Annotated in this window: 22 protein-coding genes; 21 read left to right on the top strand and 1 reads right to left on the bottom strand. The window is 37.3% G+C overall.

What is annotated here, in order from left to right; all coding sequences use genetic code 11:
- Positions 1 to 40 precede the first annotated feature (40 nt).
- The 21 genes from DEU40_RS14015 (at position 41) to DEU40_RS13915 (ending at position 15,804) form a co-directional block, all read left to right on the top strand.
- Entirely contained in the window at positions 41 to 1,252 is a 1,212-nt protein-coding gene (locus DEU40_RS14015) for a DUF763 domain-containing protein (RefSeq protein ID WP_110010395.1), read from the top strand.
- A 256-nt stretch (positions 1,253 to 1,508) separates the two neighbouring features.
- Positions 1,509 to 2,099 carry a Crp/Fnr family transcriptional regulator gene (locus DEU40_RS14010; RefSeq protein ID WP_110010430.1) on the top strand — a complete coding sequence of 197 codons (591 nt, stop codon included), beginning with the start codon at positions 1,509 to 1,511 and terminating at the stop codon, positions 2,097 to 2,099.
- 77 nt (positions 2,100 to 2,176) lie between these two features.
- Entirely contained in the window at positions 2,177 to 2,584 is a 408-nt protein-coding gene (locus tag DEU40_RS14005; protein WP_110010394.1) for a VOC family protein, read from the top strand.
- 96 nt (positions 2,585 to 2,680) lie between these two features.
- Complete coding sequence (locus DEU40_RS14000; protein WP_110010393.1) at positions 2,681 to 3,091, top strand: VOC family protein; 411 nt, start codon at positions 2,681 to 2,683, stop codon at positions 3,089 to 3,091.
- 25 nt (positions 3,092 to 3,116) lie between these two features.
- A complete protein-coding gene (locus tag DEU40_RS13995) occupies positions 3,117 to 3,578 on the top strand; it encodes a hypothetical protein (protein ID WP_110010392.1) in 462 nt (153 codons plus the stop codon).
- Between the two features lie 185 nt (positions 3,579 to 3,763).
- Positions 3,764 to 4,288 carry a hypothetical protein gene (locus DEU40_RS13990; RefSeq protein ID WP_110010391.1) on the top strand — a complete coding sequence of 175 codons (525 nt, stop codon included), beginning with the start codon at positions 3,764 to 3,766 and terminating at the stop codon, positions 4,286 to 4,288.
- Positions 4,289 to 4,290: 2 nt separating this feature from the next.
- Positions 4,291 to 5,067 (top strand): alpha/beta fold hydrolase, encoded by a 777-nt coding sequence (locus tag DEU40_RS13985; RefSeq protein ID WP_110010390.1) that lies wholly within the window; start codon positions 4,291 to 4,293, stop codon positions 5,065 to 5,067.
- An 89-nt stretch (positions 5,068 to 5,156) separates the two neighbouring features.
- On the top strand, positions 5,157 to 5,588 hold the full coding sequence (locus tag DEU40_RS13980; protein WP_062675266.1) for a VOC family protein: 432 nt from the start codon (positions 5,157 to 5,159) through the stop codon (positions 5,586 to 5,588).
- A 79-nt stretch (positions 5,589 to 5,667) separates the two neighbouring features.
- Positions 5,668 to 6,081 carry an SRPBCC family protein gene (locus tag DEU40_RS13975; protein ID WP_110010389.1) on the top strand — a complete coding sequence of 138 codons (414 nt, stop codon included), beginning with the start codon at positions 5,668 to 5,670 and terminating at the stop codon, positions 6,079 to 6,081.
- A gap of 36 nt (positions 6,082 to 6,117) precedes the next feature.
- Positions 6,118 to 6,357: a hypothetical protein gene (locus DEU40_RS13970; RefSeq protein ID WP_227942545.1), complete on the top strand. Its 240-nt coding sequence runs from the start codon at positions 6,118 to 6,120 to the stop codon at positions 6,355 to 6,357.
- Positions 6,358 to 6,489: 132 nt separating this feature from the next.
- A complete protein-coding gene (locus tag DEU40_RS13965; protein WP_110010388.1) occupies positions 6,490 to 7,356 on the top strand; it encodes a VOC family protein in 867 nt (288 codons plus the stop codon).
- A 47-nt stretch (positions 7,357 to 7,403) separates the two neighbouring features.
- Complete coding sequence (locus tag DEU40_RS13960; RefSeq protein WP_110010387.1) at positions 7,404 to 8,237, top strand: SDR family oxidoreductase; 834 nt, start codon at positions 7,404 to 7,406, stop codon at positions 8,235 to 8,237.
- Between the two features lie 113 nt (positions 8,238 to 8,350).
- Entirely contained in the window at positions 8,351 to 8,779 is a 429-nt protein-coding gene (locus DEU40_RS13955) for a hypothetical protein (protein WP_062675262.1), read from the top strand.
- Positions 8,780 to 8,865: 86 nt separating this feature from the next.
- Positions 8,866 to 9,324, top strand: coding sequence for an SRPBCC family protein (locus DEU40_RS13950; RefSeq protein WP_110010386.1), 459 nt, complete (start codon positions 8,866 to 8,868; stop codon positions 9,322 to 9,324).
- An 87-nt stretch (positions 9,325 to 9,411) separates the two neighbouring features.
- Complete coding sequence (locus DEU40_RS13945) at positions 9,412 to 9,870, top strand: DoxX family protein (protein WP_110010385.1); 459 nt, start codon at positions 9,412 to 9,414, stop codon at positions 9,868 to 9,870.
- A gap of 171 nt (positions 9,871 to 10,041) precedes the next feature.
- Positions 10,042 to 12,045 carry an alpha/beta hydrolase family protein gene (locus DEU40_RS13940; RefSeq protein ID WP_110010384.1) on the top strand — a complete coding sequence of 668 codons (2,004 nt, stop codon included), beginning with the start codon at positions 10,042 to 10,044 and terminating at the stop codon, positions 12,043 to 12,045.
- A 690-nt stretch (positions 12,046 to 12,735) separates the two neighbouring features.
- Complete coding sequence (locus DEU40_RS13935) at positions 12,736 to 13,290, top strand: RNA polymerase sigma factor (protein ID WP_228406519.1); 555 nt, start codon at positions 12,736 to 12,738, stop codon at positions 13,288 to 13,290.
- Positions 13,291 to 13,301: 11 nt separating this feature from the next.
- A complete protein-coding gene (locus DEU40_RS13930; protein ID WP_047433535.1) occupies positions 13,302 to 13,634 on the top strand; it encodes a hypothetical protein in 333 nt (110 codons plus the stop codon).
- Positions 13,635 to 13,726: 92 nt separating this feature from the next.
- Positions 13,727 to 13,984: a hypothetical protein gene (locus DEU40_RS13925; RefSeq protein ID WP_110010383.1), complete on the top strand. Its 258-nt coding sequence runs from the start codon at positions 13,727 to 13,729 to the stop codon at positions 13,982 to 13,984.
- A gap of 249 nt (positions 13,985 to 14,233) precedes the next feature.
- Positions 14,234 to 14,767 (top strand): alpha/beta hydrolase, encoded by a 534-nt coding sequence (locus DEU40_RS13920; protein ID WP_181397970.1) that lies wholly within the window; start codon positions 14,234 to 14,236, stop codon positions 14,765 to 14,767.
- Between the two features lie 389 nt (positions 14,768 to 15,156).
- On the top strand, positions 15,157 to 15,804 hold the full coding sequence (locus DEU40_RS13915; protein WP_110010381.1) for a J domain-containing protein: 648 nt from the start codon (positions 15,157 to 15,159) through the stop codon (positions 15,802 to 15,804).
- Positions 15,805 to 15,810: 6 nt separating this feature from the next.
- Here the strand turns inward: DEU40_RS13915 and DEU40_RS22470 are convergent, their stop codons facing one another.
- A complete protein-coding gene (locus DEU40_RS22470; RefSeq protein WP_171006367.1) occupies positions 15,811 to 15,960 on the bottom strand; it encodes a hypothetical protein in 150 nt (49 codons plus the stop codon).
- Positions 15,961 to 16,405 lie beyond the last annotated feature (445 nt).

The raw sequence follows: 16,405 nt of genomic DNA, 5'->3' as shown, positions 1-16,405 counted from the left end.
ATAAGGTGAATAAAACTTACCTTTACACTTTAATCTTAGAATGAAACGATCAGGAACAGCAGATTTACCTCTTCACTATGGCAAAGTACCGCCATGGCTGTATGAACGCATGTCTGTTCTGGGGCTTTCGATTATTGAAGTCATTCTCATGGATTACGGTAAAGACGAGGTCTTACGCCGTCTGGCAGATCCATTCTGGTTCCAGAGCTTTGGAGCGGTGATGGGAATGGATTGGCATTCTTCAGGGATTACCACTTCCGTTATGGGAGCTTTAAAACGTTCTGTTAACCCAAATTCTCAATCGCTGGGACTTTATATCTGTGGCGGAAAAGGGAAATTTTCCCGCGAAACTCCATCAGAGCTCATTAAAATTGCAGATAAAACCGGATTGAACGGAACAGAACTGGTAAGAGCCAGCAAGCTTTCTGCAAAAGTAGATAATACGGCTATTCAGGATGGCTATCAGTTGTATCTGCACAATTTCATTCTTTCAGACAATGGAAACTGGAGCGTCATTCAGCAGGGAATGCATGAATCAGACGGAACAGCAAGACGTTATCACTGGCACTCGGAAAACATTACCTCTTTTGTAGAACAGCCCCACACAGGAATCAATGGGATTTCAAGAGGAAGAATTCTTAACCTTACCGATACTGAAGCCTCAGAGAACAGGAAAGGAATTCTGGATATTTCCCACACCGATTCTGCAGAAGTGATGAAAGATTTTGCAAGACTGATTCTTCCTGCCCATCATGATGTGCAGGCTTCTGATGTTGATCTGAAACGTCTCGGAGCACTGCTGTATGTTACCAGAGAACAGCAGCCTCAGAATTTTGAAGACCTGCTGATGCTGGAAGGAGTAGGGCCAAGAACCATGCAGTCATTGGCTCTGGTCAGTGAAGTAATTCACGGAGCGCCGTCAAGATTTGCAGATCCGGCAAGGTTTTCCTTTGCTCATGGTGGTAAAGACGGACACCCTTTCCCGGTGCCGATCAATACGTATGACGAAAGTATCAGCATTCTGAGAAAAGGGATTGAAAAATCCAAACTTGGAAATTCTGATAAGCTGAATTCTTTAAATAAACTTCATCAGATCATAGCAAAAGCAGAAAAAGATTTCACTCCGGATTTTGATATTCAGCAGGTGATTGAAGAAGAAAGACAGAATTCCTGGCGTTTTGGCGGAAAAACGGTATTTGGCGATGCCCAGAAACCCAATGCTCCCAAATCAATACAGCTTTCCCTGTTTTAAAAAATATTTCCTGTAAAAAACTTATAATTACTATATCGGCAGATAGTCATTCCCATCCTCCGGAGGGGTGGCGAAAATTCAAAGAATTTTTGACGGGGTGGTTTAAATGGCTGTTTAACATCGTAGGTTTTAAAATAATATTTGTTATAGTGTAGTACATGGCTTTTTATAAAGGTGTTACATTCTTTGTTTAATGTTTCTTGCTTTTAATTCAATTAAAAATTTTACTTTTAAAGACTTAAAAAAATTGACACCAATGACCAATAAAGCCCTAGAAATCTGCTATGATTTCCCTTTCTTTTTCCCCGAAGAGCTTTCTGAAATATTTCAGGCTCATGAAAAAAAATCTTTCCAGAAAGGTGATTTCATTCTTGAGGAAGGAAAAACGGCCAATGAATATTATATTCTTGAAAGCGGATTGGCGCGTTCCTATGTGAATGATTTCAACGGAAATGAAGTAACCACCCACTTTTTTGTAGAAAATGAAGTTATCATTGAGGTGTTGTCAATGTTTCAGCGGGTTCCCTCTCAGGAAAATATCGTTTGTATCACAGACTGCGAGTGCTGGAGGCTGGATTATGATACATTCCAGGAGTTGTTCCATAAAATCCCAAACCTCAGGGAATGGGGAAGATCATGGATGTCTCAGGAACTTTTTGCTTACAAACAAAGATCTGTAGAAATGTTTACCCTTTCTGCCACCAGAAGATACCTGAATCTGCTGGAGCAGAAATCTAAAGTCGTACAATGGGCACCCTTGAAACAAATTGCTTCCTATCTTGGAGTTACAGACACTTCTCTCAGTCGTATCCGTAAGGAAATCGTTTCTCATCCCAAGAAAAATTAAATCTTGCCGTATGACAAGTAGATTTTCATTGCACCTCGGTAATTTTGGATTACAGATTAACACTAAAATTACGAAAAATGAAAGTCAATCAAATTTATGTCAACCTTCCGGTAAAAGATGTACAGAAAACCAAAGAATTCTGGACTAAGGTAGGTTTTTCTATCAATGAACAATTCTCTGATGATAAAGCAACCTGCGTTGTTTTGAATGATACCATCTATGTGATGTTTCTCCAGGAAGATTATTTTATGACCTTCACCAATAAACCTGTTGCCAAAGAAAATATCAGTCAGGTTCTTGTAGCGGTAGGTTTGAACAGCCGTGAAGAAGTAGATAAAATAGTAAACACTGCTGTAGAGAACGGTGCACGGCAGCATGAAGAACCTCAGGATTACGGATGGATGTATCAGAACTCCTTCTGGGATCCGGATGGGCATGGCTGGAATATTACTTTTGCAGATATGTCTCAAATGCCTGCTGAATAAATTAATCCAAATAAAAAATAAATCTTGCCCTATGGCAAGCGCATTCTTACCGAATCCCGGTAATTTTGGATAACAATCACCACTAAAATTTACAAAATGAATATTACCGATATTTACGTCAATTTACATGTAAAAGACGTTCAAAAAACCAGAGAATTCTGGACGAAGCTTGGCTTTTCTATTAATGAACAGTTTTCAGATGAGAAAGCAATATGCGTAGTCATGAAAGAAAATCATATCTACACTATGTTTCTTAAAGAAGAATTTTTCCAAACCTTTACCAACAGACCTTTTGCGAAAGGAGATACTACTCAGGTACTTCTTGCTATCGGAGTCAACAGCCGGGAAGAAGTAGACGGTATGGTAAAAACAGCCATTGAAAACGGAGGGTCAAAATACAGTGAGCCTGTAGATTACGGATGGATGTATCAAAGCAGTTTTGCTGATATCAACGGCCATCAGTGGGAAGTTGTGCATGGTGATGCCTCTCAGATCCCTGCAGAATAATCCATAACACCACAAAATATATCATATGGAAACACAATCAAACGATATAGAAATCATAAAAAATCAGGTAACCAATAACTATTTTGTGATTACGATGAATATCGATGGTATTACCCATGAAGAATCTATGATTTTTCCCAATGGTGAAGCCAATTGTATGAACTGGATTCTTGGACATTTAATTTACATCAGAAATCCATTACTGAATATTTTAGGAGAAGAATCTGTCTGGGACAATGAAAAATTTTCCTTTTATAACAGAGGAGAAATTCCTCTGGACAGGAAAGATGAATTGATCAGTTTTGAAGAATTAAAATCCTATTTAAAACAATCCCAGGATAAGCTGGAAGCAAAGCTCAGCACGCTTGAGAGTTTTAAACCTGAAATGGTTAAAGATATATCAACCTTAAGCCTTCATGAAATCTATCACAGCGGGCAGCTGGGTTACCTCCGTAGAATTTTAGGAAAACCGGGTGCAATAAAATAAATTCTTGCTCTGCTCGGAATGACAAGTGAACCGTCAAAGTTTCCAGACTATTTTTAGAAAAGTACAATTTTATCGCAGATAAAATCCTTGCGACTTAAAAAAGCATAGTTTGTAAAATTCTTAGCGCCTTTGCGTTTCTCCAACCTACTAACCTATAATTTCTAACTTCTAATCTCTGATTAAAAATGAACACACCAAAAGCAAAAAAAATGGAGCTCGTTATTCCGGCTTACAGAATGCATTCCCAAAGCTTTATGAACGTTTTGGACGGCATTTCGGAAGAAGACGCCTTGAAAAGAATTGAAAATAAAACCAATCATATCGTATGGATGGCAGGAAACTTTGTCAACATGCGCTACGGATTAGGTTCAGTACTTGGGCTTCACGGAGAAGACCCTTGCAATGATTTGTTTTTCCAGGGAAAAGCACTGGATGAAAGTTTTAAATATCCAACCCTTGCTGAACTGAAAGAAAACTTTCATACAATTTCAGCCAAAGTCTTTCAAAAACTTCAGGAAGTAACCGATGAAGAGCTGGATGAAATATTTGAAATAGGAATGAACATCCCTTTCATTAAAGAAACAAAACTAAATTTTGTCGGAATGTGCATCGGCCGTGAAGACTATCTCTGCGGGCAGATAGGTCTCATGCGCAGAATTTTGGATTACCCGGGAATGAAATATGATGTGGACGAAAATATTAAATATTAATAATGAATCCAGTAGAAAAAGGCTATAAAAAAGTCAACGGAATCCAATTGTACTATGAAATCTACGGATCGGGAAAACCCGTGGTTTTAATTCATGGCGGAGGCTCTTCTATACTTTATGATTTTAAAGAAGTCATCGCAAGGCTTGAAGGTAAATTCCAGCTGATAGGAATCGATTTACAAAATCATGGCAGAAGTGAGCACCGCGATATGCCGGAAACCTTTGAGCAGGACGCAGACGATGTTGCAGGACTTTTGGCAGAACTCAACATTGAAAAAGCTTCATTCTGGGGATTCAGTAATGGAGGAAGTACGGTGATGCAGATTGGCCACCGACATCCGGGCATTGTTGAAAAACTGGTTGTTGCCTCAGCTTTCTACAAAAGAAGCGGAATGATAGACGGTTTTTTTGAAGGAATGCAGGAAGCAACTTTTGACTCAATGCCGGAACCCTTTAAAATTAATTTCTTAAGCCTCAATCCTGATTTTTCAAAGCTTGAAAACCTTTTTGAGAAAGATTGTACAAGGATGCAGACTTTTCAGGACTGGAATGATGAAGTGCTGAGGTCGATCAAATCACCTGCATTATTTATCAGCGGCGATCAGGATGTGATGAAGCCGGAACATACTACCGAAATGTGGCGGTTGGTGAAAGGCTCCCGGTTACTGATACTTCCCGCAACTCATGGTACTTATATGATGCCGGATTTTGATGGAAGTATTGATACCAACTTAATAGACTTTACCGTCAGAGAAGTAGAAAAATTTTTAAACCATTAAGCGTTTTTTATTCATAGTAAATTAATTAATCCTTAATGGATCAACAGTAGAAACAATATTTTATAATAATAACTTTAAAATTAAAAATCATGGCTAAGTTAAATCCGTATCTGAATTTTGATGGAACAGCTGAAGAAGCGTTCAATTTTTACAAAAGTGTTTTCGGTGGTGAATTCGTTGGTGGAATTCATAAAATGGGCAATGCTCCCGGTACCGAAAATCTGTCAGAAGAAGAAAAAAACAGGGTAATGCACATCGCTCTGCCTGTAGGCGGAGACCTGTTAATGGCATCCGATATTGTACCGGCATTCGGGCAGACTCTTACCGTAGGAAATAATAATTATGTGTCTATTTTCCCTGATTCAAAAAGCGAAGCAGACAGGATTTTTAAAGAACTTTCTGATGGCGGAAACGTGGAAATGCCAATTGAAGATCAGTTCTGGGGAGACTACTTCGGATGTTTTCAGGATAAGTATGGTGTTCATTGGATGGTGAACTATAACGAAGAATCTGCAAAATAATCTTATATTTAACTAATGATAATAAAGAGATGCTCATTTTTGGGCAGCTCTTTATTTAAACTTTTAAAAATATAGAACTATGGATCCAATTAAAATAGACATCACAATTTTAGCACCGGTGGAGAAGGTTTGGAATTATTTCAATGAACCCAAGCACATTACGAAATGGAATTTCGCCCACGAGACCTGGCACTGTCCTAGTTCTGAAAATAACCTTGTCGTAGGAGGCAAATTCAAAAACAGAATGGAAGCGAAAGACAAAAGCTTCGGATTTGATTTTGAAGGCGTATATGATGAAATAATTCCTCATGAGATCATTAAGTATCACCTGGAGGACGGACGAAAAGTGGAAGTTGTTTTCGATAAAATAGATGAGAATACAACAAAGGTGATTGAAATTTTCGATCCGGAAAAACAAAATTCTGTGGAAATGCAGCGGGATGGCTGGTATGCTATTCTCAACAACTTCCACAAATATGTTGAGAATCATTAACAATATTTTTTTGTAGCCATGATCAATCTAGTTATCATGTCAAAGAGTTTAAACTCTATGTATGCTTTTAATTATGACTCTACAGAGCAATTCCTTCACGGAGTTATTGCAATACCGGCAAGAAGAGCCTTAGAAAAAGAAAAAATAAATTCTTTGGAAAAACTTTCAGATTACTCCGAAAAAGAAATCATGCAGCTGCATGGTTTTGGTAAAAATGCAATGATGAAACTGAAGAATTACATGAAAGAAAATCAGGTCTGCTTTAAAGAAGCATAATATATATACAACTGAAAAATTTTGTAGTGTCATTGCAGTAAAACGGATTGGTACCGTTTAAAAGCAAAGGCATAAGATCTGTTTTGCTGTATAGAGAATTAAATTACACCACCTTTATTAAAAATTAAAATTATGAATAACGATATTTTCCCATGTCTCTGGTATGATGGAGACGCTAAGCAGTCAGCAGAATTTTATTGTAAAGTTTTTGGAGGCGAAATCACTGCAGATACTCCTGTTGTCATGAATATTGATTTGTTTGGACAAAGAATCATGCTTCTGAATGGAGGCCCTCAATTCAAAAAAAATGCTTCCATCTCTTTCATGGTCATCTGTGAAACAGAAGATGAGGTTCAAAAATACTGGGATCATCTGCTGGATGGCGGAATAGCTTTGATGGAACTGGGATCTTACTCATGGAGCCCGAAATATGGATGGGTTCAAGATAAATATGGTGTAACATGGCAGTTGTTTCTGGGAGAAAAAGCAAGCGATCAGAAAATAATTCCTACCTTGATGTTTATCCATGGAAATAACGGAAAAGCCAAAGAAGCAATGGAACTTTACACGAAAACTTTTCCCAATTCAAGCATCGGAAATATATTGACCTACGGAGCAGGGAGCGAAGGACATAACATTCCGGAACCGGCAGAAAATGTTCAGCATGCTCATTTTACAATCGATAATTACAGCGTATTCTGTATGGATAATTCCTATGATCACCAGTTTGACTTCAATGAAGGAATATCATTAGTGGTAATGACAGATGATCAGGAGCAAACCGACAAATATTGGAATACACTCACTGCTGGCGGTGGCAGAGAAAGTATGTGCGGCTGGCTGAAAGATAAATACGGATTAAGCTGGCAGATTGTTCCTAAGAGACTCATCCAGCTGATGAATGATTCTAACCAGGAAAAAGCCTATAAAGTTGTTCAGGCGATGATGAAAATGCAGAAAATTATTATTCAGGATCTGGAAGACGCTTATAATTCTTAAATATTTTCGGCGTATTGTTTGATGTGATTTAGAAAAAAGATTTGCATATGAAAACACAGAACAAATCAGACTCTAAGTCAAAAGTCCCTAAAGACGGGGTGTTTCCGGAAATTATCAGGAACGATTATCAGGGAAGCCGGAAGCTGCAGGGTAAAAAAGCTGTTATTTCCGGAGGAGACAGCGGCATAGGACAGGCGGTGGCCGTTCATTTTGCCAGAGAAGGAGCAGATGTCGCCATTATCTATAAAGAAAGTGACGATGATGCTAACGAAACCAAAAGACTGGTGGAAAAAGAAGGGCAGAAGTGTCTTCTGATCAAAGGAGATCTTACCCGGAAAGCATTCAGAACCAAATGCGCAGACAAGATTAAAACAGAGTGGAAGAATATTGATATTCTTGTTAATAATGCAGGAATTCATACTTCAAAAAGCAGTCTGGAAAAAATCTCTGATGAACAGATTCAGGAAACGTTTGATACCAATATTATTTCCATGATTTCATTCACCAGAAATTTTCTTCCGATGATACCCAAAGGAGGACGGATTATTTGTACAACCTCTGTTACAGCATACCGCGGAAGTGACCACTTGTTAGATTATGCGGCAACAAAAGGTGCTGTTTTGTCCTTTATCCGGTCTCTGGCAGATAATCTTGCAGAAAAAGAAATTCTGGTAAACGGAATTGCACCAGGACCTATATGGACTCCATTGGTTAAAGAAGCTTTTGATGACCTTTCCACCTTTGGAAAAGACACTCCGCTGAAACGTGCGGGACAACCTTCTGAAGTAGCACCAGCTTATGTTTTTCTTGCCTCAAAGGATGCAAGTTATATTACAGGAGAAATTATTCATATCAATGGTGGTGATTTTGTCGGAGGATAGAATGAGAAGCTAGAAGTGGTCACAATAACACTCTTACTCTCTGACTCTCAAACTCACCCACCAACGCAGTCACCTGCAACCTATTATCCATCACCTAATCCCTTAAAAAATATATGGAAAAATTATCATATGAAATAGAGATCAATGCTGAACCTGAAAAAGTATGGAGTGTCCTTTGGGGTGATATTACCTACAGACAATGGACAACAGCATTTACAGAAGGTTCTTTTTATGAAGGAACGCTTGAAGAAAATAATATTGTCAAATTTCTTGATCCGAAAAACAACGGAATGTACAGCAGGGTGGAAAAAATGATTCCCAACGAGGAAATAAAATTTTTGCACCTTGGAGAAATTTATGAAGGCATTGAAGTTCCTCAGGACTGGGGAGAAGCTACAGAGGCTTACTTTCTTGAGGAGAACGAAGAAGGCACTTTACTGAAAACAGAAATTCAGACACCGGCAGAATTTAAAGAATTTTTTGAAGAGAAGTTTCCAAAAGCGATGTCACTCGTTAAACATCTTTCAGAAAATCAGCTGTAAATAATTGAGTTAGAATTAAAGAAAAATCTGCGAGCTCTGAGATTACTTCGCTTTGTTCGCAATGACCACCCTAAAAAAAATAAAAAATGGAAACCTTATCATACGAAACAGTAATTGATGCGCCTATGCAGAAAGTGTGGGACATCCTATGGAATCCTGAAACATATAGTGAATGGACCAAGTATTTCGGAGCAGGATCTGTTATGAAATCCGACTGGAAAGTAGGAGGGAAAACCTATTTCCTGAATGCACAGGGGGAAGGAATGGTTTCAACCATAGACAGCATGAACGAGCCCAATCATATTGTGTTCAAACATCTTGGAATGGTAGATAAAGAGGGGCATGAAGATACCCAAAGCAAAGAGGTCATGGAGTGGAACGGGAGCTTTGAGAAGTATTTTCTGATAGACTTTGACGGAAAAACGAAACTTCATGCCGAAGTTCAGGTAGAAAAACAGTGGCAGGATCATATGAATACAGGCTTCACAAAAGGATTGATGGTGGTGAAAAGTCTTGCGGAAGGAGTGAGCCTTGGCTCAGTGTAAAGAAGTTCAACGTTTAAAGTTTAATGTTTAGAGTTGGTATCTTATCCTGAATACTGCTACCTGCCACCTAATATCTACCATCTATAAATGAAATTACTTGTAATACTTTTCGCAACATTTATTCTGGCTTTGCTGGGGACTTTTTTGTTTCAGGGGAAGCCGGATTATATATTTTCAGGGAATCTGGGAATGGCTGTTTTCATCCTATTTACAGGTTTTTCCCATTTTAAATTTCAAAAAGGAATGGCGATGATGATCCCTGATTTTATCCCTGCCAGGATGTTTTGGGTATATTGTACAGGAGTTCTGGAGATTGCAGCAGGAATCGGGCTTATGATTCCGGCCATCCGTGAGATAACAGCAATTTTACTCATTATTTTCTATGTATTGGTTTTTATAGCCAATATCAATTCTTCCAGAAAAAAGATTAATATTTTTAAAGCCGATTACACAGGGCCGGGAATGAAATATCTTTATACTCAAAGGATTCCCATGCAGATTATTCTGATCGTCTGGACCTGGTATTTCGGAATTTATTTACACTAAAAAAGACAGTCTGTAAAGGCTGTCTTTTTTATATAATCGGGATTTTTTTAATTAAATGAGATAAAAATGTAACATTTTATAGGTGTAAAGAGTCTTATTGTAGAAAAGCATGAGTTTTTATTACTCTAAAAATGAAATGCCTATATAACTTTAACCTTTAAAACAGAAGTTATGAATCTAAATCACAACATTTTCGGTACAGCCCTTATTGTACTATCCACCATTATGACCAACGCACAGAGTTCTACTGCCAAACTGCCGGGAGATCCTACTTTGCCATCTTCCAAGGCTAATCTTGAAAAGCTTATTTCCTACGACAAAGGAGATTTTAAATACAAAGTTGAAGATTACTTTGCAAGACCAAAAGCTTCAGCCTTTAAAATCTCTCCTGATGGGAAATATCTTTCCTATAAAGAAAAAGATCAGGAGAAAAAAAATCATGTTTATGTAAAAGATCTTAGCACCGGAAAAATTACCAAAGCTATTGTAGAAAAAGATGATCTGATAAGAAACTATGGCTGGCTGAACAAAAAACGCCTTTTCTATACACAAGATAGAGGCGGAAATGAAAATATCCACCTGTATGCTACCGATACAGACGGAGGAAATCAAAAGGATTTAACACCATTTGACGGAGTAAAAGTGCAGGCCATTATTCCTATAAAAGATACGGATTTTGTTGTGGTTACCATGAATAAAAACAACAAGCAGATCTTTGAGCCTTTTAAAATCAATTTCGTTACCGGGGAAATGACCCAGCTGTATGAAAATAAAGATGTCAACAGCCCTATTGACGATTATCTTTTTGATAAAGACGGAAATCTGAGAGGTTATAGCGTCCTTGAAAACGGATTAACCACAAAAACCTATTATAAAGATCTGCAGACCGCAAAATTCAATCTGATTAAATCTGCAGACTGGTCTGATACCTTCAGTATTATAGAGTTTAATGAAAATTCTAAAAATAAAGATGAAGCGTATGTCGTAACCAATCTGGATAGCGATAAAGCGAGAATTGTACTGTATGATCTTAAAAAGAATGCGGTGATTAAAGAAATTTATTCCAATTCTGTATATGATGTAAGCTCAATAAGCACAGCGGGTAAAAACAGGAACTATGAGCTTGATTATATCAGCTATGAAGGAACCAAGGGAGAAACGGTTCCGGTGAGTAAATTCTATAAGGAAATACATGATAAGTTAAAATCTCAGTTTGGAGATAAGGAATTTGGAATTGTTTCTTCTGATGATAATAATGATAAACTTCTGGTTGTTGTAGGAAGTGATAAGCTGTATGGAACCTATTATGAATACGACACCAAAACCAAGCAGACCAAGCTTCTGTACAACCTGATGCCACAGCTGAAGGAAGAAGACATGGCTGAAATGAGACCTATCGAATTTAAAAGCAGAGACGGGTTGACAATCCATGGATATATTACATTGCCAAAAGCGGCTCTTGAAGGTAAAAAAGTTCCTTTGATCGTAAATCCTCACGGCGGCCCTCAGGGAATCAGAGACAGCTGGGGATTCAATCCGGAAACACAATTGTTTGCCAGCAGAGGTTATGCAACCCTTCAGGTTAACTTCAGAATCTCCGGCGGATATGGAAAATCATTCCAGAAAGCGGGTTACAAGCAAATTGGAAGAAAAGCAATGGATGATGTGGAAGACGGAGTAAAATACGCCATTGAACAGGGATGGGTAGATAAAGATAAAGTGGCCATTTACGGAGGAAGCCACGGAGGATATGCAACATTGATGGGATTGATCAAAACTCCTGATTTATATGCTTGTGGAGTGGATTATGTAGGAGTATCCAATATCTTTACTTTCTTTGATTCTTTCCCGGAATACTGGAAACCCTACAAAGAAATGGTAAAACAGATCTGGTACGATCTTGATAATCCTGAGGAAGCTAAAATTGCTAAAGAGGTATCTCCTGTGTTTCAGATTGATAAGATTAAGAAACCTTTATTCGTAGTACAGGGAGCTAATGACCCAAGAGTAAACATCAATGAATCTGATCAGATTGTAAAAGCAATGCGTGCCAAAGGATTTGAAGTTCCTTATCTGGTAAAATACGATGAAGGACACGGATTTGGAAAGGAGCCGAACAGAATAGAACTTTATAAATCGATGTTGGGATTCTTTGCTGAAAATTTTAATAAGTAAACTATAATTTTATAATGTTTGGAACGGAAGGCTTGGTCTTCCGTTTCTTTTTACCATAAAGTCATTGCGAGCAAAGCGAAGCAATCTTATTAAAACCAGAAGTAGTAGAGTTGGAAAACGCAAAGACGCTAAAAATTTTCACAACAATCTGTATATTTTTAAGGCGCAAGGATTTTATCTCCGATAAAATTGAAGACTGCCTATTTTAGTTTTTTAGCTGATTATGTTGACTAAATAGATTTGAGAAGTCCCATGATTAGAAAATAATAAGACAGATCGCTTGCTGAAAATCTCTGATTTTCTTGCGCCTTACAATTATACATTATAACGATAAAAACTTTGTGCCCTTGCGTTTTCCAACAAAAATATTATTTTACAATTTTATCATTATCATTCATCAATTACCAATTATCACTCACCAACTTAGCCCCGATAGCAGCGGTTACCCCGGAACATGGGTGGAAGAGCCGGAGGGTAAGAGGGTGGGGTAATTTGGCGTGAGGAGTATGAGCGGATAGCGGGAAAAAGCTTCTTTAAACATAAGTAATGAGTAATCCGGGAATAATTGAGAAGATAAAAACATGATGAATAAAAGAAAAATTGAATTGTAAGAAAAATATTTTAAATTTATTAAAGTAAAACCAAAAGGCTAACCGTCATATCAGTATGGAGGTTGTCGAAAAAATAACAATGCCACAGAAGGAGAAAGAAAGCATCATCTCACAAACCGTTTCGAACTACGGAGGGAAGCTGATGTCTTATATTCGTCCGAAAGTGAAAAACACGGAGGATGCGGAAGATATTCTGCAGGAAGTGTGGTATCAGTTCAGTAGCCTTACGAATCTTTCTGAGATCGTAAACGTTGGGGGCTGGCTGTACAGGGTGACGGCGAATAAGATCACAGACCGTTACCGGAAAAAGAAAACAGAAAATCTTGAAGATTTCGTATATGAAGATGAAGACGGCAGTTTTTCTATCAAGGATATCCTTTTGATGGATGAAAGTGCCGGTCCTGAAGTGAAGATGTTTCAGGATGAGATCTGGAAAAAACTGTTTGAGGCGCTTGATGAACTTCCCGAAAAACAAAGGCTGGTCTACGTAGAAAATGAACTGAACGACAAAACCCTCCAGGAGATCGCCGATGAACAGGGAGAAAACATCAAAACCATCATCAGCAGAAAAAACTATGCTGTGAAGCACTTAAGAAACAGATTGAGAAAATTATACGAAGATTTAAAAAGTTAGAAAAAGAAATTATGAATCATAAACACAAAAAGGGTTGGATTTTTTTATTGCTATGCCCGCCATTAATTTTAGCTGCCGTTACATGGATTGTCATGATGCTTTGGAACTGCCTTCTTCCGGAGATTTTAGGAGCAAAAACAATTACTTTCTGGCAGGCCATGGGAATACTGATCTTAAGCAAAATTCTTTTCGGAGGTTTCCACTTTGGCAAAGGGGTGAGAGATTTCAAGGAAAGAAAGATGAGAGAAAAAATGGCAGGCTTATCTCCTGAAGAAAGAGAGAAATTTAAAGAAGTCTGGAGAAATAAATGCTCCGGTGGATTCTTCAACAGAAATAACGAATAATCTGAAATTTTTAAAGAAGTAGTAAAGTAAAAATCAGCATTCATTCGTCTCTATAAAAAACAAGAAGTAGTAAAATTTAAAATTTTGAAAAAATGAAAAATTCAGCATTAAAAGGGGCTCTTGGAGCATTAGCTGTTGCAGGTGTAGCCTTAATCGCTAAAAAAGCAATACAAAGAAGAAGATTTATCAAAGGTATTTTTGATGAGTATGGAATCAAAGAAAAGTCACCTTTCGGACTGGCAGATAAGATCAGAGAAATGAATGAGGAAGACTATCAGGAACTGAAAGGGAAATTCAAAAAAGAATTCCGTTCAAAATGCTGCAAAAAGGATAATACCTGCGAAGCATAAGAAAAGTAAAAACTAAATTGAAATTGTTACATTCCGGCTCGGGAAGCGAAGCTTCCCGAGCCGGAATTTTATTTAAAGTGCTTTCCTGTGAAGACTTTTTAACGCTATATTTGCTATTACTAAATGATATTTCCGGTTATGTTGAAGTGTAAGAATATTTTCTTTGTGCTATTTTCGTTTTTCTCAATCATCATATATGGCCAAAAGTCACAACAAAAACAATATATTTTCTTTTTACATAATAAATTTTTGGAAGACCATTCTTTTGAGGAAAAACATCCGAAATATGGTGTTGCAGAATATGAGACAATACTCAATAAGCTAAAGGATAAAAATACGACTGTTATTTCTGAGAAAAGAAAAGCGAACACAGATCCGTCAGCGTATGCTGAAAAAGTAAAAAAGCAGATTGACAGCCTGATGAAAAAGGGTATTCCTGCCGGAAGGATTACCGTTGTGGGAACTTCGCAGGGAGGATATATTGCACAATATGTCTCTTATTACGAAAAGAATCCGCAATTGAAGTTTGTCTTCATCGGAGCCAGTTTTAAAAATGATTCTTTGGAAAAAGATACAAACTTCAGATTGTATGGAAGGATTCTTTCCATTACGGAGAGATCAGATGACGGACATGTGCCAATGTCGTATGAACAGCGGTTCGTCAGATCCCACCTAAAAGATTTTAAAGAAATAGAACTTAATACGGGATTGAATCATGGCTTTCTTTTCAAAGCACTCAATGAGTGGATTGCTCCCACTAAGGATTGGATTTCCCGTAAGTAATTGCGGTCGGTCTATTACTGTTCAGTTCTTATGATTGAATTTACTACGAAATGATCTGCGTAATCTGCGAGATCTGCGGGAAACACCTTTAATATGAAGTAGAGATTCCTTGCTTTGCTCGGAATGACAAAGGGGCTGTTGAACTCATTCAATTCATGTATTTGTTGAGAAGTACAGTTTTATCGGAGATAAAATCTTTGCGCCTTAAAAATATGCAGACAGCTATAAAAAACTTTGCGCCCTTGCGTTTTTCCAACCAACGGATTATAAGCTATGTTGAGATTGCTTCACATGCAGTTCGCAATGACTTTTTGATCTATACTCCCAACAAAATTTTACCGTAAACATCAAACGCAAAGAAAAATAAATCCTTATTTTTGTATTGCTCAATGAAAGATTACTATTATTTTCTCGGTATATCACAGGATGCTTCAGAAGAAGACGTCAAAAAAGCCTATCGTAAACTGTCCTTAAAATATCATCCCGATAAAAATGACAATGATGACTTTTTTGCGGACCGTTTCCGTGAGATTCAGGAGGCTTATGAAACCTTAAGTGATCGCGCGCTGAGACGTACTTATGATCAGAATTTAGAAAACCATCAGCGAAGTTTCAGGTATAATATTCCGCCAGCCATCAAAACTTTTACAGCGAATAAAATTCATGCGAAAAAAGGAGAGGAGATTATCATCAACTGGCAGACGAGTAATGCCGATGTGGTGAAAGTATTGCCTTTCGGATTAGAAAAGCCGTATGGAGAGAGGATCTTCAAGATCACAGAATTTAAAGACGGAAAATTCCAGCTTCTGCTGCATGCAACCAATTCTCTTTTGCACAAAACGGTTGTTCAGGGAATTACCATCACAGAAGTTTTTGAAAACGATTCTGAAAAGTTCAAAAGTTCGGTGGAAGAAATGTTTAAGCCGCAGCCTGCAACAAGAATAAACAAGTCAGGTCAGCCTAAGATAATGATGCTGATCTGGGGAATTATTATTCTGGCAATTGCGATCTATATGCTGATAAAAAACTTCAGCTAATTGCGTTTATGCCATTTTCTTTCTTCCCGGGCATTTTTTACATCTTTTTCCCTTCTTGAATTTTTTACAGCATGATTTCTTTTCACAGAACATCTCTTCGGTATTGAATGAGTAAGGTGCCAATGGCGGAACTTTAAATGGGATAATCATATTCATGTTGCAAATATATTAATTTAGAATAAATATAATTAATAAAATTTTATAAAATTCTTACAACCTGATGAATAGCAGTTTCAAATTAATTTAAAAGAGTTTTAATGGAAGTAAATTTGAATGACAGAAGCTTTCAGTATAAGAATAAAAATAGATGTTGAACACATTATATTTTTAAAAAAATTCGTTTAATAGATTCAATAATAAGGGTGAAATTTATTGATGATATACACTAATTTAATAATACGCAAAGAACTTAATTATATAGAAATTGATAGTTTTCCTTGTGTATTATGTATAGAATAATGGTTATTATTGATGAAATTAATGCTAACCTTATCATAATTTACGAAATGCAAATTGTGATAAAAATCACAAATAGATGTGTGAATTATCACCTCTCTGGTACTCTTGTGAAATCATTCAAAAAATTGTAATTTTACCCATC

Source organism: Chryseobacterium sp. AG844, assembly GCF_003182335.1.
In the GTDB taxonomy this organism is placed as follows: Bacteria; Bacteroidota; Bacteroidia; order Flavobacteriales; family Weeksellaceae; genus Chryseobacterium; species Chryseobacterium cupriresistens.
The sequence above is the reverse complement of the archived record's forward strand: the minus strand, read 5'-3'. Positions and strand labels throughout refer to the sequence as shown.